The organism is Arsenicicoccus cauae, from assembly GCF_043162025.1.
In the GTDB taxonomy this organism is placed as follows: Bacteria; Actinomycetota; Actinomycetes; order Actinomycetales; family Dermatophilaceae; genus Arsenicicoccus; species Arsenicicoccus cauae.
The window spans coordinates 2337350-2355076 of sequence record NZ_CP171001.1; the positions used below are offsets into that span (position 1 = coordinate 2337350).

Annotated in this window: 19 protein-coding genes; 16 read left to right on the forward strand and 3 right to left on the reverse strand. The window is 72.7% G+C overall.

The window, feature by feature from the left end; genetic code table 11:
• From ACF3NS_RS10915 to ACF3NS_RS10940, 6 genes are read left to right on the forward strand one after another with little or no spacing between them, the layout of a single operon-like run.
• Positions 1–1401 (forward strand): cobyrinate a,c-diamide synthase, encoded by a 1401-nt coding sequence (locus tag ACF3NS_RS10915; RefSeq protein WP_392466064.1) that lies wholly within the window; start codon positions 1–3, stop codon positions 1399–1401.
• Complete coding sequence (locus ACF3NS_RS10920) at positions 1398–2465, forward strand: aminotransferase class I/II-fold pyridoxal phosphate-dependent enzyme (protein WP_392466067.1); 1068 nt, start codon at positions 1398–1400, stop codon at positions 2463–2465. Before ACF3NS_RS10915 ends, ACF3NS_RS10920 begins: the two co-directional genes overlap by 4 nt.
• Complete coding sequence (cobT, locus tag ACF3NS_RS10925; RefSeq protein ID WP_392466069.1) at positions 2462–4210, forward strand: nicotinate-nucleotide--dimethylbenzimidazole phosphoribosyltransferase; 1749 nt, start codon at positions 2462–2464, stop codon at positions 4208–4210. Before ACF3NS_RS10920 ends, cobT begins: the two co-directional genes overlap by 4 nt.
• Complete coding sequence (cobA, locus tag ACF3NS_RS10930; RefSeq protein WP_392466071.1) at positions 4207–5277, forward strand: uroporphyrinogen-III C-methyltransferase; 1071 nt, start codon at positions 4207–4209, stop codon at positions 5275–5277. Before cobT ends, cobA begins: the two co-directional genes overlap by 4 nt.
• 52 nt (positions 5278–5329) lie before the next feature.
• On the forward strand, positions 5330–5551 hold the full coding sequence (locus ACF3NS_RS10935) for a hypothetical protein (RefSeq protein ID WP_154594106.1): 222 nt from the start codon (positions 5330–5332) through the stop codon (positions 5549–5551).
• A 2-nt stretch (positions 5552–5553) separates the two neighbouring features.
• Positions 5554–6918 (forward strand): serine hydrolase domain-containing protein, encoded by a 1365-nt coding sequence (locus tag ACF3NS_RS10940; RefSeq protein ID WP_392466073.1) that lies wholly within the window; start codon positions 5554–5556, stop codon positions 6916–6918.
• Positions 6919–6922: 4 nt separating this feature from the next.
• Here the strand turns inward: ACF3NS_RS10940 and ACF3NS_RS10945 are convergent, their stop codons facing one another.
• Positions 6923–7759, reverse strand: a complete 837-nt coding sequence (locus ACF3NS_RS10945; RefSeq protein ID WP_392466075.1) for a class I SAM-dependent methyltransferase — start codon at positions 7757–7759, stop codon at positions 6923–6925.
• Positions 7756–8355, reverse strand: a complete 600-nt coding sequence (locus tag ACF3NS_RS10950; RefSeq protein WP_392466077.1) for a DUF3043 domain-containing protein — start codon at positions 8353–8355, stop codon at positions 7756–7758. The genes ACF3NS_RS10945 and ACF3NS_RS10950 overlap by 4 nt, the downstream gene beginning before the upstream one ends.
• A 110-nt stretch (positions 8356–8465) precedes the next feature.
• On the opposite strand from ACF3NS_RS10950, the gene def reads away from it, so the two are divergent.
• From def to ACF3NS_RS11000, 10 genes are all read left to right on the forward strand, one after another.
• Complete coding sequence (gene def, locus ACF3NS_RS10955; protein ID WP_154594107.1) at positions 8466–9155, forward strand: peptide deformylase; 690 nt, start codon at positions 8466–8468, stop codon at positions 9153–9155.
• On the forward strand, positions 9152–10327 hold the full coding sequence (locus ACF3NS_RS10960; RefSeq protein ID WP_311966673.1) for a glycerate kinase: 1176 nt from the start codon (positions 9152–9154) through the stop codon (positions 10325–10327). Before def ends, ACF3NS_RS10960 begins: the two co-directional genes overlap by 4 nt.
• Before the next feature lie 151 nt (positions 10328–10478).
• Complete coding sequence (gene erpA / locus ACF3NS_RS10965; RefSeq protein ID WP_154594108.1) at positions 10479–10856, forward strand: iron-sulfur cluster insertion protein ErpA; 378 nt, start codon at positions 10479–10481, stop codon at positions 10854–10856.
• 92 nt (positions 10857–10948) lie between these two features.
• Complete coding sequence (locus tag ACF3NS_RS10970; RefSeq protein WP_392466079.1) at positions 10949–11929, forward strand: carbohydrate kinase family protein; 981 nt, start codon at positions 10949–10951, stop codon at positions 11927–11929.
• The gene (gene aat, locus ACF3NS_RS10975; protein ID WP_311966674.1) at positions 11926–12624 is read left to right on the forward strand and encodes a leucyl/phenylalanyl-tRNA--protein transferase; all 699 of its coding nucleotides are present in this window, start codon (positions 11926–11928) and stop codon (positions 12622–12624) included. The genes ACF3NS_RS10970 and aat overlap by 4 nt, the downstream gene beginning before the upstream one ends.
• A 252-nt stretch (positions 12625–12876) precedes the next feature.
• Positions 12877–13683: a cytochrome c oxidase subunit II gene (gene coxB / locus ACF3NS_RS10980; protein ID WP_375804524.1), complete on the forward strand. Its 807-nt coding sequence runs from the start codon at positions 12877–12879 to the stop codon at positions 13681–13683.
• The gene (ctaD, locus tag ACF3NS_RS10985) at positions 13683–15449 is read left to right on the forward strand and encodes a cytochrome c oxidase subunit I (protein ID WP_154594110.1); all 1767 of its coding nucleotides are present in this window, start codon (positions 13683–13685) and stop codon (positions 15447–15449) included. Before coxB ends, ctaD begins: the two co-directional genes overlap by 1 nt.
• Positions 15449–15853, forward strand: coding sequence for a cytochrome c oxidase subunit 4 (locus ACF3NS_RS10990; protein ID WP_154594111.1), 405 nt, complete (start codon positions 15449–15451; stop codon positions 15851–15853). Before ctaD ends, ACF3NS_RS10990 begins: the two co-directional genes overlap by 1 nt.
• A gap of 364 nt (positions 15854–16217) precedes the next feature.
• The gene (locus ACF3NS_RS10995; RefSeq protein ID WP_154594112.1) at positions 16218–16730 is read left to right on the forward strand and encodes an Ig-like domain-containing protein; all 513 of its coding nucleotides are present in this window, start codon (positions 16218–16220) and stop codon (positions 16728–16730) included.
• A gap of 42 nt (positions 16731–16772) precedes the next feature.
• A complete protein-coding gene (locus tag ACF3NS_RS11000) occupies positions 16773–17306 on the forward strand; it encodes a L,D-transpeptidase (protein WP_154594113.1) in 534 nt (177 codons plus the stop codon).
• A gap of 19 nt (positions 17307–17325) precedes the next feature.
• Here ACF3NS_RS11000 and ACF3NS_RS11005 read toward each other — a convergent pair whose 3' ends face one another.
• Positions 17326–17679 carry a metallopeptidase family protein gene (locus tag ACF3NS_RS11005; protein ID WP_154594114.1) on the reverse strand — a complete coding sequence of 118 codons (354 nt, stop codon included), beginning with the start codon at positions 17677–17679 and terminating at the stop codon, positions 17326–17328.
• Positions 17680–17727 lie beyond the last annotated feature (48 nt).

The window sequence follows — 17727 nt, forward strand, 5'->3', positions numbered from 1 at the left end:
ATGGCTCGGGCGGCAGCGCCGTCGACGCGGCTGCCCCGCGTGGTGATCGCCGCCCCCGGGTCGGGCAGCGGCAAGACCATGCTGACCACCGGGATCCTGGCGGCGCTCACCCGCCGCGGTGTGGTCGTGTCGCCGCACAAGGTGGGGCCGGACTACATCGACCCCGGCTACCACGCGGCGGCATGCGGGCGGGTCGGCCGCAACCTCGACGCGCACCTGCAGGGCGTCGAGCGGATCGTGCCGCTGCTGCTGCACGGCGCGCTGACCCCCGAGCCGGCCGACGTGGCCGTCATCGAGGGCGTCATGGGGCTCTTCGACGGGCAGCTGGGCGGACGCGGCTTCGCCTCGACGGCCCATGTGGCGCAGCTGACCTCGTCGCCGGTCGTCCTCGTCGTGGACGGCGCGCACACCTCGCGCTCGGTGGGCGCGACGGTCCTGGGCTTCTCCCGCTACGACCCCGGGGTGCGGATCGCCGGCGTCATCCTCAACAACATCGCCTCCGCGCGGCACGAGGCGGAGGCGCGAGACGGCATCGAGGAGACCGGGATCCCGGTCATCGGCTGCGTCCCGCGGGTGCCCGAGGTCGTCGTGCCGTCGCGTCACCTGGGGCTCGTCCCCGCCGCCGAACGCTCGCCCGAGGCCGCCGCCGCCGTGGACGCCCTCGCCGACATGGTCAGCGCCCACGTCGACCTGGATGCGTTGCTCGAGGTCGCCGGTGCCGCAACGGATCTGGCAGGGGAGCCTTGGTCGCCGTCCGCGGCGCTGGGCGCCCTCGCAGCCCCCGCCGGATCGCGCGGTGGGGTCGCCGTCGCGGGGGGTCGAGCCTTCACCTTCGGGTATGCCGAGACCACCGAGCTCCTCGCCGCCGCCGGGCTGTCCGTCGAGGTCTTCGACCCGCTGGTGGACACCGAGCTCCCCTCTGGTGTCTCAGGACTCGTGGTCGGGGGCGGCTTCCCCGAGGTGCACGCCGTCGACCTCGCCGCCAACCGTTCTCTGCTGCAGTCGATTCGGTCGCTGGCGGCGGGCGGGGCCCCGGTCTCGGCCGAGTGCGCCGGGTTGCTCTACCTCGGGCAGACGCTGGACGGGCACGCGATGGCCGGGGTGCTGCCCACGCGCGCGGAGTTCGGGCGCCGGCTCACCCTCGGCTACCGCTCCGCCGTGGCGCTGACCGACTCGGTGCTCGCGCGCGCCGGGACCCGGGTGACCGGGCACGAGTTCCACCGCACCCAGGTCGTGGCGGCCGACGGGGACGCGCAACCCGCCTGGGCGTGGGCCGACCGCGACGGCGGATCTCGCGTCGAGGGTGTCGTCCAGGGCACCGTCCACGCGAGCTACCTGCACGTCCACTGGGCCGGGCAGCCCCACCTCGCCCGGCGGTTCGTGGAGGCGGTGGTCTCGTGACCGGAGCGGTCGACCCGGGGCACCACGGGGACGTGGAGGCGCGAGGCGCGCGGCTGGACCTCGCGGTCAACGTCGCGGTGGCGCAGCCGCCGGCGTTCGTCGCCGAGGCCATCGTCCGCGAGGTCCCACGCCTAGCCGCCTACCCCGACCCCACCGCAGCCACCGAGACCTTGGCCGCCGAGCTCGGTGTCCCCCCCGGGTGCGTCCTGCTGACCAACGGGTCAGCCGAGGCCTTCACCCTCGTCGCCCGCCTCCGCCCCTGGCGCGAACCCCTCGTCGTGGAGCCGCAGTTCACCGAGCCGGCGGAGGCGCTGCGGCACGCCGGCACGCCTGCCACCGCGCACCTCCTCGACCCGGCCACCGGGTGGGCGGTGGACGGCGCGTCCGTCCCCGCCGCGGCCGACCTCGTGGTCGTCGGCAACCCGACCAACCCCACCTCCCGCCTGCACCCCCGCGAGCAGATCCTGCGGCTCGTGGACACCGCCACCACCCCCGACGACCGGGTGCTGCTCGTCGACGAGGCCTTCCTCGACGTCTCGACCGACCCCGCCCAGACGGTCGTGCCCGACGCCGCCTGCCGCACCGCGGGCGACCGCACCATCCTCGTCACCGGCAGCCTCACCAAGACCTTTGGCCTGGCGGGCCTGCGTGCCGGCTACGTCGTGGGGCCGGAGCGCGAGATCGACCGGCTCCGACGCCTCCAGCCGCACTGGTCGGTCAACGCGCTGGCCCTCGCTGCCGTCCTCACGGTCTGCACCCCGCGGGGTCGCGACTTCCGCGACGAGCAGCGAGCCCGCTTGCGCGCCAACGCGTCCCACCTCGCCACCACCCTGCGCGCGTGTGGCCTGCACGTCCCCGTCGATCCTGACGGGCCCTTCGTCCTGGCCCAGCACCCCCGCGCGGCCAGCCTGCGAGAGGGCCTGCGCGCCACCGGGATCGCCGTCCGCCGGGCCGACACCTTCTGGGGCCTGGACGACACCTGGTTGCGGTTCGCCGCGCGAGACAGCGGCCCGGTCGACGAGCTGGCGGCCGGCATACGACAGATCGAGGAGGAGATCCGATGAGCTCCAACGCCTTTGACCGGGCCGGCCGTGAGGCTGTCTATGACGTCATCCGCGAGCGGCGCGACATCCGCTCCACCTTCACGATGGACCCGATCGACGACGCCACGCTGACCCGCGTCCTCACCGCCGCGCACATGGCGCCGAGCGTGGGGTTCAGCCAGCCGTGGGACTTCGTGCTGATCCGCGACGAGGAGCGGCGCCGGCGCGTCCAGCGGCTGGCGCAGCGGCAGCGGGACGAGTTCGCCGCGAGCCTGCCGAGCGACCGTCAGCGGATGTTCGACGGGCTCAAGATCGAGGCCATCTGCTCCACGCCCCTCAACGTCGTCGTCACCTGCGACCCGACCCGCGGCGGTCCGCACACCATCGGCCGGCACGCCGACCCGCGGATGACGAGCTTCTCCACGGCCACCGCCGTGCAGAACCTCTGGCTCGCCGCCCGCGCCGAGGGCCTCGGCGTCGGCTGGGTCAGCTTCTTCGACCCGCACGAGCTGGCCCGCGAGCTGGCGCTGCCCGAGCACCTCGAGGTCGTCGCCTACCTGTGCGTCGGGCACGTCAGCGCGTTCCCGCCCGCCCCCGAGCTGCAGACGACGGGCTGGGCCCGCCGTCGGCCCCTCGCGTGGGCCGTGCATGATGAGACCTGGTCCACCCGCACCCTGCCCGGAGGAGTCCCCGTGTCGCTGCTCGACGAGACCATCGCCGCCATCACCCCCGCCGACGCGACGGTCCTCGAGCTGGCGCAGGCGCGGCAGGCCCAGCTGACCAAGCCACCGGGCGCCATGGGCCTGCTCGAGTCCACGGGGGAGCGCGTCGCCGCCGCGACCGGGGAGTGGCCACCACGCATCCCCTCGCCGGTCGCGCTGGCGGTCTTCGCCGGCGACCACGGGGTGCAGGCGCACGGCGTCTCCCCGTGGCCGCAGGAGGTGTCGGTGCAGATGGCGGTCAACATCGCGACGGGTGGCGCCGTGTGCAACGCCGCCGCCCGCCAGGTCGGCGCCGAGGTCGACGTCGTCGACGTGGGCCTGGCCGCGGACCTGCCCGCCATGCCGCACCTGCTCGTCCGCAAGGTCGCGCGCGGCACGGCCGACCTGTCCGAGGGCCCGGCCATGACCGCCGAGCAGGTCCACCAGGCCATCGAGGTGGGCATCGACGTCGCCCGCGACCTGGTCGCGCAGGGCAACCGCCTGCTGCTGGCCGGCGAGGTCGGCATCGGCAACACGACGCCCGCGGCCGCCCTCGTCTCGGTCTTCACCGGTCGCGCCCCCGAGGAGGTCACCGGCCGCGGGGCAGGCCTGGACGAGGCCGGTCGCGCCGCCAAGGTCGCCGTCGTCGAGCGTGCCATCGCCACCAACGGTGCCACCCGCGAGGACCCGCTCGCGGCCCTCGCCGCCGTCGGAGGCCTGGAGCACGCCGCCATAGTCGGCTTCCTGCTCGCGGCCGCCGCCGAGCGCACCCCCGTGGTCCTCGACGGCGTCATCGTCTGCTCGGCCGCGCTGGTGGCCCAGGCCCTCGCACCCGACTGCGTCGACTACTTCGTCGCCGGGCACGCCGGCGTCGAGCCCGGCATCCTCGCGGCGCTGTCGACCCTCGGTCTGGAGGCGCTGGTCGACCTGGACCTGCGCCTCGGCGAGGGCAGCGGCGCCGCCCTCGCCGTCCCGCACGTGCAGCTGGCCGTGCGCATGCTGACCGAGGTCGCGACCTTCGAGTCGGCCGGGGTGAGCGGCAAGGACGCCGAGGCGCACGCATGACGGCACCGACCTGGCGGCTCGCCGGCGTCCCCGTCCTGGTGGCCGGCGGTGGGCCCGGCGCCCTCGTCGAGGTGGTGCGGCTGCGCGAGCGGGGGGCCGACGTCACGGTCGTCGCGCACGAGCTCGTCCCCGCGCTGGAGGACCTCGTGGACCGTGGTCTGGTCGCGCGGGGCGCAGACGTGACGGAGGCCGACCTCGTGCGCGCCTCGCGCCTGGTCGTCGACGCCCGCGACCGGGCGGAGCAGGGCGAGGGACCCGACGTCCTGGCCCTCGCCGCGGAGGCGGGCGTCCCGGCATACGGCCTCCAGGGGACCGACCAGGTGACGGGCGCGCAGGGCCCGGCCGGCACGGGCTCGGTCGTCCTGGTCGGTGGCGGCCCCGGGGACCCCGGTCTGCTCACCAGGCGGGGGTATGACGCCCTGCGGGCGGCCGACGTCGTCGTCACGGACCGTCTGGCGCCGGTGAGCCTGCTGTCCGAGCTGGCGGCCCACGTCGAGGTGATCGACGTGTCCAAGATCCCGCGAGGCCGGTTCACCCCGCAGGAGGAGATCAATCGTGTGATCGTCGAGCACGCCCTACAGGGGCGCCGCGTCGTGCGGTTCAAGGGCGGGGACTCGTTCGTGTTCGGGCGCGGCTACGAGGAGGTGCTGGCCTGCCGGGAGGCGGGCGTGCCGGTGGAGGTCGTCCCGGGCGTCACCTCGGCGGTGTCCGTCCCCGAGCTGGCCGGCATCCCGGTCACCAACCGCGGCACGGTGCAGGGCTTCACCGTCGTCAGCGGCCACGCGGCGCCGGACGACCCCCGCAGCTCCGTCGACTGGGACGCCCTGGCGCGGGCCGGCACGACGATCGTCGTGCTCATGGGCGTCGAGACCCTGCCACGGATCGCCGGGGCCCTGCTGGCGGCCGGCCGCGAGCCCCGGACGCCCGTCGCCTGCGTCATGGACGGCGGGCTTCCCTCGATGCGCACCGTCCGCACGACCTTGGGCGCCCTGCGCGACGAGGGTGTGCCGGAGGGCCTGGTGCCCCCGGCCGTGACGGTCGTGGGCGACGTCGCCGCGCTGTCGTGACCCGCGGCGCGCGCCGTCAGCCGGCCTACCTCTCCCGACTAGGGTTGGCGGCATGAGCACCGACGCCTACACCTGGTCCTACCTCGACGCCGACGGCCGCCCGACGACCTCCGACGCGCTGCCGGCGCTGACCTTCCCCAGCCAGGGCGAGGCCGAGGCGTGGTTCGCAGAGGAGTGGGAGGAGGTCAGGGCCGCCGGCGTCGACGCGGTGGCCCTGCTGCGCGGCGAGGACGTCGTCTACGGCCCCATGTCGCTGCAGGCGATGGGGGAGTGACGGTGCCTGACCTGCTGCCTGCCGACCTCGCCCGCACCCTGCAGCACCTGGTGGGCACCGCGCAGCACGAGTGGCGCAGCCCCGGCGTGAGCGCGGGCGTGGTGCGCGACGGGCGGCTCGTCTGGTCCACCCACGTGGGCTCTGCCCGCCTGGACGTCGACGCCGGCACCCCCGGCCCCAGCGCCCACGACGACACGCAGTTCCTCATCGGCTCGGTCACCAAGACCTTCAGCGCCGTCACGATCATGGCCCTGCGCGACCGGGGTCGGCTGTCGGTGGAGGACACGCTGGACGACCTGCTGCCCGGGACGCCGTTCGGCGACCTGACGATCCGGTCGCTGCTCGCCCACGCGTCGGGCCTGCAGCGCGAGCCGGTCGGCCACCTGTGGGAGTCCTTCGAGGCGCCCGACGAGGACGCCCTCTTGAGTGACCTGGTCCGGGCCGAGCGCGTGCTGCCGCCCCAGCGGGCGTTCCACTACTCCAACCTCGCCTACGCCCTGCTCGGGCAGGTCATCTCCCGGGTCGAGGAGCGCCCCTGGGAGGACGTGGTGCAAGAGGTGGTGCTCGAGCCGCTCGGTATGACGCGCACCGGCCTCGTCCCGGACGAGCAGGACCGGGCGCACGGCTACCAGATCCACCCGCACGCCCGCACCGCCACCCTCGAGCCGGTCATCGACCTGCGCGCCACCGCGCCGCTCGGGGGCCTCTGGTCGACCGTGGCCGACCTCGGCCGCTACGCCGCGTTCTGCTCCGACGCGGGGCGGTTCGACGTCCTGGCTCCGGAGACGATCGCCGAGATGTGTAGCCCGGTGATCATGGCCGACCCCGAGGACTGGACCACCGGCCAGGGCCTCGGCTTCGGACTCTTCCGCCGGGGCGAGCGCGTGCTCGCCGGCCACGGGGGCGCCATGCCCGGCTTCCTCACCGGCCTGCGCTTCCGGCCCCGTGACCGGGTGGGGGCCGTGGTCTTCGCCAATGCGACGTCCGGCCCCTCGCCGCTGGTCCTCGCCACCGACCTGCTGTGCGCCCTGCTGGACCACGAGCCCACCACGCCCGGCGCCTGGACGCCCTCACCGCGGGACGACGAGCGCGACGCCCTGCTGGGTCGCTGGTGGTGCGAGGGATCGCCCCTCGACTTCGAGGTGCGGGGCGACGCCCTGTGGTCCACGATGCCAGGCTCGCGCGGGATGCTCGACGACACGCGTTACGAGCAGGTGGACCGGGACCTCTACCGCGCGGTCGAGGGGCGCGAGCGCGGCGAGCGGCTGGAGGTCGTCCGCGCCGACGACGGGCGGATCCGCAAGCTCTACTTCGCGACCTACGCCGTCACCCGCGAGCCGCTCGCCTTCGCCGACCTGGAGGCGTGACCGGTCACAGGACGGGGCCGCGGCCCTCCCCGCGCCGACCCACGAGGTGCATCAACGTGCCCGCCCGCCGGTAGGGCTCGGTGCGGCCGAGGCGCTCCTCCATGTCGAGGATCGCGGCCAGCTCGGCCGGGTCCGCGGGCACCGGGGTGTCGATGGCGACGCCGTCGCTGAACGTCCGTATGCCGTACCAGTACTCCAGCGAGCACCGGATCCCGCCGAAGAACGCCCCGAGGCGCTCCAGGGAGTCCGCCCGGCACTCGACCCCGAGCTCGTTGGTGTAGCGCGGGTCGCGGCGCTCCCAGGCCGACCGCTCGACCTCGTCGAGCAGGGCGGTGGCGCGGGCGAAGTCCCCCCGCTGCACGTGCCGCCAGGCCATGGCGCCGGCGTTGCGTGCGACGACCGACACGATGCCGTCGACGTGGACGCGGCGTCCGAGCGCGCGCAGAGCGGGGTTGGGGTCCTCGACATACATCAGGACGCCGTGGCAGAGCACGGCGTCGAAGGTGCGGCCCTCCAGGCCGGGGACGGCGTCCAGCGTCTCCAGGGAGCCGTCCAGCACCCGCAGCCGCGCACGGACGCTCGAGGGCTCCTGGGCCAGAGCGGTCCCGCAGACCGCCCGCATCACGGGGTCGGGCTCCACGGCCACGACCTCGTAGCCGTCGCGCGCCAGCTGGATCGCCTGCGTCCCCTGGCCCGCCCCGACGTCGAGGACGGTGGCGGGGGGCAGGGGGAGGTGCACCGCGAGCTGCCGCCGGACGAGCTCCTGGCGCACCACGTTGCGCAGCAGGCCCTGCCGGTCGAGCCAGTGCCCGCGACCCCGTCCGAAGCCCGCTCCGGTCACCGGGGGTGCTCGCCCCGCTTGACCTGGGGTCGCGGGACGCGCGTGGGGCGCAGCTGGAAGGCCCGCATGCCGGAGTAGAAGCCGGCTCGGGGAGGCCAGATCTCGCCCGGGTGGGTGGCCGCGAACTTCCGCTTCATCGCGTAGTGCACGATCGTCTGCTCGACGATCCCCAGCAGGATGACGCCGTAGGTCAGGACCATCACCGCGGTGATCAGGGCCGGGTTCTTGAGCTGCCCGACCAGCAGCGACAGGACCATCGCCACGATGAGCGCGGGCATCGTGAACTCCGCGATGTTCCATCGCGCGTCGACGTAGTCGCGCATGTAGCGACGCGCCACGCCCCGGTCGCGGGGGAGCAGCGCCCACTCCTCGCCGCGCATCATGGCCTGCTGCTGCTTGGCGCGCTCCTCGCGCGACGCGGCCCGGTCGCGCTGGGCCGCGGCCTTGCGGTCGGTCTCGATCAGCGGGCGCCGCCGGGCGGCCTCGGCCTCGCGCCGCTTGGGCGTGGGGCGGTTCTTGGCCCCGGGGCGGTCCTGGTGGGCCTGCTCCTCGAGCTGCTCGAGGGTCGCTGCCTCGGTCTTCTTGCGTCCTAGCACGAGGGCCAGCCTATCGGCCCGCACCTCCGCTGGGCCGCACGGCTCACGGGCGCTCGCTCGTCCGACGGTAGGCTCGGGCTGCCGACCGCCCCGCCGAATGGAGTCCTCGCATGTCCGTCCGTCCCGTCGTCATCTACGGCGAGCCCGTGCTGCACCGTCGCGCGGAGGCGGTGACCGAGTTCGACGACGCCCTCCGGGGACTGGTCGAGGACATGTACGCGACGATGGACGCGGCCAACGGCGTGGGCCTCGCGGCCCCCCAGATCGGTGTGGGGCTGCGGATCTTCACCTACGAGATGGACAACGAGGACGGGGTGCCTCGGCGCGGGGTGGTGGTCAACCCCGTGGTCACGACCTCCGGCAAGCCGTCCGACGACCCGGATCCGCACGACGACGCGGAGGGCTGCCTGTCGGTCCCCGGCGAGTCCTTCCCCCTGGTCCGGCCCCAGCGCGCGCACGTCATCGGCCAGGACCTCGACGGCAACCGGGTCGAGTGGGACGCGACCGGCTGGTTCGCCCGATGCATGCAGCACGAGTACGACCACCTCAACGGCACCCTGTACGTCGACCGGCTCGAGGGCCGCTGGGCCCGCAAGGGCAAGCGCATGCTCAAGGCCAACGGCTGGAACGTCCCCGGCCTGACCTGGATGCCGGGGGTCGACGCGGATCCCTTCGGCCACGACGCCCCGGGTGCCGTCGGCGACGGTGACGGCGACGCCGACGGTCATGGTGGTGTCGAGGGGGACCAGCCGGCCGAGGGGACGACCGTCGCGGAGGGCGGGGGGACCGGGCGGCCGTGAGGGTCCTCGTCGCCCCCAGCGCCTACCGCGGCACCCTGACCGCCGCCCAGGCCGCCGACGCGATCGCCGAGGGCTGGCGGCGGGCCGCGCCCCACGACGAGGTGCTGGCCCTCCCGCTGTCGGACGGCGGGGAGGGTTTCGTCGACGTGCTGAGCGCGCTCGCCGGTGCTCGCCCCCTGGCCACCACGGTGCGCGGGCCCCTCGGCGACCAGGTCCCCGGGGTCGTGCTGCTGCTCGAGGGCCCGTCGGGGACGATCGCGTATGTCGAGGCCGCCCAGGCCTGCGGTCCCGCCCTCCTGCCGGCCGACCGGCGCGACCCGCGACGCGCCTCGTCGTACGGCGTCGGCCAGCTCGTACGCGAGTCGGTCGCCGCGGGGGCCTCGCGGGTGGTCATCGGCGTGCGCGACCTGCTGTGCAACGACGGCGGCTACGGCTTCTGGTCCGCGCTGGCCGGGCGACCGGCTCCAGGGACCCAGGAAGACGCTCTACCTGACGTCGAGGTCGAGGACTGGGGCTGGCTGCACCAGCTGCGTCGATCCCTGGTCGAGGTGCAGCTCGTCGTGGCAACGCCCGACGAGCTGCCCCTGCTGGGTCTGCAGGGCACCTCGGCGCAGCAGAGCCCTGCTCGCGGGGCCACGCCCGAGCAGGCCCAGGCGTTGGAGGGGAGGCTCGGGGCCCTCGTCGACGCCGTGGGTCGCGTCCTCCCCGGCCCCACCGATCTGCTGACCGGCCGTAGGCGCCGCCTCGACAAGCTCACGGGCGCGGGCGCCGGAGGGGGCCTCGGCTACGGCGTGCTGGTGCTCGGCGGCTCCATCCAGCCGGTGGGCGAGACCCTCGCCGCGGCGCTGGACCTGGACGGCGCCGTCGCGGCCTGCGACCTGGTCGTCACGGGGGAGGGTCGACTGGACTGGGCGAGCCTGCGGGGCCGGGTGGCGGCGGTGGTCGGCGAGACGGCGCTGCGCCACGCGCGTCCCGCGATCGTCATACCCGGTCAGAGCCTCGTCGGTCGGCGCGAGTGCGCAGCGATCGGCGTGACCGGCATCTATCCCGTCGCCGACACGCTGACGGCCGTGCCGCGGTCGATGGCCGACCCCGCGGGCACCCTCTCGGCCAGGGCCACACGCGTCGCACGCACCTGGTCACCGGCCCCACCGTCACCGGCGACGGGCTGACGTCGTCGTCCGTGCCCGCCCGGGGAGCGGCCCTGGTCGATGCGCACGGCGCGCCCGGGAAGTTTCCGGGAACACGATCCGGTGTGCGAAGGTTGTTGTTCGTATCCCGCCGACCTGTGCGGGGGATCCCGAACCATGGAGGAGACTGCTCATGAGTCTTCAGGACGACACCCAGACGCGCGCGGACTCGGTCACCGCTGCCACGCACGGGGTGCAGCTCACCGACGTCGCCGCCGTCAAGGTCAAGAGCCTGCTCGAGCAGGAGGGGCGCGACGACCTCCGGCTGCGCGTGGGCGTGCAGCCCGGCGGCTGCTCCGGCCTCATCTACCAGCTGTACTTCGACGAGCGCACCCTCGACGGTGACCTCGTGCGCGACTTCGACGGTGTCGAGGTCGTCGTGGACCGGATGAGCGCTCCGTACCTCGACGGCGCCTCGATCGACTTCGCCGACACGATCGAGAAGCAGGGCTTCACGATCGACAACCCCAACGCCGGCAGCAGCTGCGCGTGCGGGGACTCGTTCAGCTGATCGGTCCCGTCGGCAGCGTCCGGCGACCACGAGGGGGCGGCACCGCATCGCGCGGCGCCGCCCCCTCGTCGCGTGCGGGGTAGGGTCTGCCCGTGCAGATCGTCGTCACCGGGTCCATCGCGACCGACCACCTCATGACCTTCCAGGGCCGATTCGCGGACTCGCTCCTGGTCGAGCAGCTGGACAAGATCTCGGTCTCCTTCCTCGCCGACAGCCTCGACGTGCGACGGGGAGGGGTGGGGGCCAACATCTCCTTCGGCCTGGCGGCCCTCGGGCAGCGCCCGGTCCTCGTGGACGCCGTCGGCAAGGACTTCGAGGACTACCGGACGTGGCTGGTCGACCACGGGGTGGACTGCGACCACGTCCACCGTTCGCACGACCAGCACACCGCCCGGTTCGTGTGCACCACCGACCGAGACCTGGCCCAGATGGCGACCTTCTACGCGGGCGCGATGAACGAAGGCAGCCGCATCGACCTGGCGCAGGTCGTGGCGGCGCTCGGGACCGTCGACCTGGTGGTGATCGCCCCCAGCGACCCGGAGCGGATGACCCGACATACCCAGCAGTGCCGCGAGCTCGACATCCCCTTCGCCGCCGACCCCTCCCAGCAGCTGGCCTTCATGGACGGCCCGGCCATCCGCGAGCTGATCGACGGGGCGCACTACCTGTTCACCAACGAGTACGAGCTGCACCTGGCGGCGCAGAAGACCGGCTGGACCGTCGACGAGATCACCGACCGGGTGCGGGTGCGCGTCACCACCAGGGGCAAGGACGGCGCCGAGATCATCGCCCGCGGGCAGGAGCCCGTGCGCGTGCCGGCCGCGCTCACCGAGCAGGTGGTGGACCCCACGGGCGTCGGAGACGCCTTCCGGGCCGGCTTGCTCGCCGGCGTCGCGGCGGGGCTCGGCCACGAGCGGTCCGCCCAGCTGGGGTCCATGCTCGCGACCCACGTCCTCGAGACGACGGGCACGCAGGAGTACCACCTCGACCACGACGGCTTCTACGCCCGCCTGGCCGGCGTCTACGGCCAGGAGGCGGCGGACGAGCTGGCCGGGGCCGTCACGGTGCGGTGACACCTCCGGTCGAGCCGCCGCCGAGCCCCTGGCGCCTTACCCTGGAGGGCGCCGAGCCGGGCGAGGACGTCGTGGGCGTGGGCGCGGACCTGGGGCCCGGCACGCTGCTGGCGGCCTACCGGGCAGGGATGTTCCCCATGGGGCTGGGGGACGGCGGTCGCGGCCCGCTGGGCTGGTGGTCGCCCGACCCGCGAGGCGTGCTCGAGGTGACGGACCTGCGCGTCACCCGCTCCCTGCGTCGTTCCTGCCGCCGGCTGCAGGTGCGGGTTGACACGGCGTTCGACGACGTAGTGGCGGGGTGTGCGGACCCGTCCCGCTCCGGGCGGTGGATCACCCCGGCCGTCGCCCGGGCCTACGCCGAGCTGCACCGTCTCGGCTGGGCGCACAGCGTCGAGGCGTGGGACGGCGACCAGCTCGTGGGCGGGTTGTACGGCATCGCCGTCGGGGGCCTGTTCGCGGGGGAGTCGATGTTCCACCGCAGCACGGACGCCTCCAAGGTCGCGCTCGTCGGTCTCGTCGAGCTCCTCGGCGCGGACCTGCCGGACGTGCGGGCGGCCGGCGGCGACCGTCTGGTGGACGTGCAGTGGAGCACCCCGCACCTCGCCGGGCTGGGGGTCAAGGAGGTCTCACGGGCGGACTACCTGGCCCGGCTGCCCCGGCTCCTACGGAGCCGGCTGCCGGACGTATGGCGCTGAGCCGCCGGGGCGTCCGGGGCTGCGGACCGGTGCGGCGAGACTCACATCACGACTCGCCCGACAACGGTTCCGTCCGGCGTGCGGGGAGGCGATCAAGGCCATTCACAGGGTAGTGTTCGGGTGTCGTTCCACCTGTAGGAGTGCTTCACATGTCGGAAGGTGCGTCTGTTGCGCAGGCACGATGACTCATCGCGAGGAACCAAGCGCTCCCGTCTGCTGACGGGCGGCCTGGGGCTTGCGGTCCTGACCACGTTGGTGAGCGGCTGCAGCGAGGCCGCGCAGCGCGGCTTCCTGCCTCAGGGGGCGACCGTCTCCACCGAGCGCATCGAGAACCTCTGGGTCTGGTCGTGGATCGCCGCGCTGGTCGTGGGGTGCATCGTCTGGGGACTCACCATCTACTGCATGGTCGCCTTCCGCCGCAAGAAGTCCGACACGGGCTACCCCGCGCAGCTGCGCTACAACGTCCCGGTCGAGATCTTCTACACCGTGGTGCCGATCCTCATGGTGGGCGTGCTGTTCTACTACACCGCCCGCGACGAGGCCGCCCTCCTGGACACGTCCGAGAAGCCGGACGTCACCGTCAACGTCGTGGGCAAGCAGTGGAGCTGGGACTTCAACTACGTCGAGGCCAACACCTACGAGGCGGGCAAGCAGGCCGCGCTCGACGGCAAGCCCGGCGCCGAGGCGGCTCTGCCCACCCTGGTCCTGCCCGTCGACAAGCGCGTGGAGTTCGTGCTCACGAGCCGCGACGTCATCCACTCCTTCTGGGTGCCGGCCTTCCAGCAAAAGCTGGACATGATCCCGGGGCGGGTCAACAAGTTCCAGGTGGTCCCCGACCGGATCGGCGACTACAAGGGCAAGTGCGCCGAGCTCTGCGGCGCCTACCACTCGGAGATGCTGTTCAACGTCAAGGTCGTCTCACAGGCGGACTACGACAAGCACATCGCCGACCTCAAGGCCTCGGGGCGCACCGGGCAGCTCCCCAACGGCCTCAACCGCGAGAAGCTCGAGCCGACTGAGCAGGCCAAGATCCCGACCACGCAGGGGAGCAGCAACTGATGGCCACCGCAACGACGAGCCGAGCGCCGCACACGCCTCGAGAGATCCGGAGCGAGCGGCGCAAGAAATCTATCGGGACGCAGATCGCCAACATCCTCACGACGACCGACCACAAGCTCATCGGCAACATGTACTTCGTGACCTCGGTCGCGTTCTTCATGCTCGGTGGTCTGCTCGCCCTGCTGATCCGCCTCGAGCTCTTCGGGCCCGGTCTGCAGATCGTGGACAACAAGGAGCAGTTCAACCAGCTGTTCACGATGCACGGCACGATCATGCTGCTGCTGTTCGCGACCCCGCTGTTCGCCGGCTTCGCCAACGCGCTCATCCCGCTCCAGATCGGTGCCCCGGACGTCGCGTTCCCGCGGCTCAATGCGCTGGCCTACTGGATGTACCTCTTCGGCGGCCTCGTCGCCGCCTTCGGCTTCCTGACCCCCAACGGCGCCGCCTCGTTCGGCTGGTTCGCCTACGCGCCGCTGTCCGACGCGAGCTACAGCCCCGGCCTCGGCGGCGACCTGTGGGTCTTCGGCCTTGCCCTCACCGGCTTCGGCACGATCCTCGGTGCGGTCAACTTCATCACGACGATCCTGTGCATGCGCGCGCCGGGCATGACGATGTTCCGCATGTCCGTCTTCACGTGGACCGTCCTGGTGACCTCGCTGCTGGTCATCATGGTCTTCCCGGTCCTGGCCGCGGCGTTGTTCGCCCTGGGTGCCGACCGCAAGTTCGGGTCCTTCATCTTCTCGCCGGAAAACGGCGGCCCCGTCCTGTGGCAGCACCTGTTCTGGTTCTTCGGCCACCCCGAGGTCTACGTCATCGCGCTGCCGTTCTTCGGCATCATCAGCGAGGTCATCCCGGTCTTCTCCCGCAAGCCGATCTTCGGCTACAAGACCCTGGTCTTCGCGACCGTGGCCATCGCCGCGCTGTCGATGTCGGTGTGGGCGCACCACATGTACGTCACGGGCCAGGTGCTGCTGCCCTTCTTCTCCGTCATGACCATGCTCATCGCCGTCCCCACGGGCGTGAAGTTCTTCAACTGGATCGGCACGATGTGGGGAGGGTCCCTGACGTTCGAGACGCCCATGATCTGGGCGATCGGCTTCATCGTGACCTTCTGCTTCGGCGGCCTGACCGGCGTCATCCTGGCCAGCCCGGCCATGGACTTCCACCTGTCCGACTCCTACTTCGTCGTGGCGCACTTCCACTACACGGTGTTCGGCACCGTCGTCTTCGCGATGTTCGCGGGCTTCTACTTCTGGTGGCCCAAGTTCACCGGCAAGATGCTCGACGAGCGACTCGGCAAGATCCACTTCTGGATGCTCTTCGTCGGCTTCCACGGCACCTTCCTCATCCAGCACTGGCTGGGTGTCGAGGGCATGCCGCGCCGCTACGCCGACTACATGCCCGAGGACGGGTTCACGCTCTTCAACCAGATCTCGACCTACTTCGCCGTGATCCTCAGCCTGTCGATGCTGCCCTTCCTCTACAACGTCTGGCACACCGCCCGCACCGCCCCCACGGTGCTGGTCGACGACCCGTGGGGCTACGGCGCGTCGCTGGAGTGGGCGACGTCGTGCCCGCCCCCGCGGCACAACTTCCACAGCATCCCGCGGATCCGTTCCGAGCGCCCCGCCTGGGACCTGCACCACCCGGACGCGGAGGGTGCCCACCCCGAGGCCGACCCGGCCACCATGGAGCGCCTGGGCGCAGACGCTTCGCAGCGTGGGCGAGCCACCGCGACCGCCGCGCACCGAGAGGACCGTCACTGATGCGCACCGCCGTCAAGCTGTTCACGATCCTCGGCTTCTTCTTCCTGCCGGTCGGGATCATCTACGGCTTCGTGACCAGCTGGTCCGAGCCCGTCGGCGTCGTGGCGCTGCTGCTGCTGGTCCCCGAGATGTGGATGTCGGCCTTCTACATCAACGCCACGGCCAAGCGCCTCCCCGGGGTCGGCCCCGAGGACAACCCGCGCGGGGAGATCGCCGACGCCGAGGGGGACTACGGCTTCTTCGCGCCCCGGTCCTGGTGGCCGATCCTGCTGGCGGGTGCCGCGGCCCTGATGTTCATGGGGTTCGCCGTCGGCTGGTGGTTCTTCATCCTGGCTACGGGCCTGGGCATCATCGGGCTGATCGGTTGGGTGTTCGAGTTCTTCCACGGGGAGCACGCGGTCTGACGCCGCCGGTGCAACCTGGCGGGCCCCGGGGACGTCCTGTCCCCGGGGCCCGTTCGCGCACCCCGGCAACCGGCCACCGGCCACCGGCAGGCGGCCTCCCGGCCGAGCGCCGGGCTGCGCGGACACGCCACAGCTCGACCATGATCCAGGCAGCCCGATCGGTCCTGGAGGAGGACCCAGGGCGCTCACGCAGGGGGGGAACGCTTGACCCGAACGACGCAGACCAGCAGGACCGCCACGCTGGCGGTGAGCCTGGCAGTGATGACGGGGGCCACGACGGCCCTGGCGGGCTGCTCCCGCGCCCAGTCGGGGGCGGGGGAGGCCCGCAGGACGGACGGCAGCCCCGAGCGCCTCACGGAGCGCTGTGGCCCCCTCCACGACCACGCCCGCCGGGGTTGCCCCGGTCAAGGTGACGGTGACCCCCGCGGACGGCGCCCGCGGGGTCGAGCCCGCCGCCTCCGTGACCGTCTCCGCCACCGGCGGTCAGGTCCGGGACGTCGTCGTGACCGACCGGTCCGGGGCTCACGTCCCGGGGACGGTCAAGGACGGCGCCTGGACCCCGCAGCGTCGTCTGGGGCTCGACTCGACCTATTCGGTGCGCTCGGTCGTCAGCCTCTCCGACGGGACCTCTCAAACGGCGTCGTCGTCCTTCCGGACGCTCAAGCCGGCGACCACCGCGAAGTACACGCTCCTGCCCTCCGACGACACGGTGGGAGTCGGCATGCCGGCGATCGTGCAGCTCGCCTCCGCCGTCAAGACCCCGCAGCAGCGCGCCGAGGTCGAGCGCAACGTGGAGATCACCACCGTGCCGGCCGTGGAGGGGTCCTGGGGCTGGCTCGACGACCGCCAGCTGATGTGGCGCCCCAAGGACTACTAGAAGCCGGGCACGCGAGTCACCGTCAACGCCCGGCTCGCGGGCGTGCAGACCGGGGCGGGCAAGTACCTCGTCCGGGACGACACCCGCTCGTTCACCATCGGCCGGTCGCAGGTCAGCACCGTCGACATGAGGACGCACCACATGGCCGTCGTCCGGGACGGCGAGCAGATCAACAACATCCCGGTGACGACCGGCAAGCCGGGGTTCACCACCCGCTCGGGCACCAAGGTGATCATGGAGAAGGTCGGCGCGATGACCATGGACTCCGAGACGGTCGGCATCCCCAAGGGCAGCCCCGAGTACTACAAGCTCGACACGAGGTGGAACATGCGGATCACGTGGACCGGGGAGTTCCTCCACGCCGCACCCTGGTCGCAGTGGGCCCAGGGCAGGCGCAACGTCTCGCACGGCTGCACCAACATGGGCCTCGACGATGCCCGCTGGATGTTCGAGAGCTCCATGGTCGGCGACGTCGTGCGGTTCACGGGCTCGGACCGACCCTTCGAGCCCACAGAGGGCATCGGGGTGTGGCAGTACTCCTGGCCGCAGTGGCAGCAGCAGAGCGCCCTTCGCTGACGACCGGGAGCGGGGGCGCTCAGCCCCACCCCATCGCGTGCAGCCGTTCGTCGTCGATCCCGAAGTGGTGAGCGATCTCGTGCACCACGGTGACGGTCACCTCGTTGCGCAGGTGGTCCAGGTCGTCGCACATGCGGCTCAGGGGACCGCGATAGAGGTAGATGCGGTCCGGCAGCAGCGCCTCGGCGCCCCAGCCGCGCTCGGTGAGGGGAGTCCCCTCGTAGAGCCCCAGTAGGTCGCCGAGCTCCTCGGGGGGTTCGTCCTCCACGAGGAAGACCACGTTGTCCAGCAGGTCCATCAGGGCCACGGGCACCTCGTCGAGGGCAGCTCCGACGGCGTCGTCGAAGGTCGCGTCGTCCACGAGAACCGGCATGCCCCCAGCCTGCCACGTCGGCCCGGACAGGGCAGGAACGCGGCACGG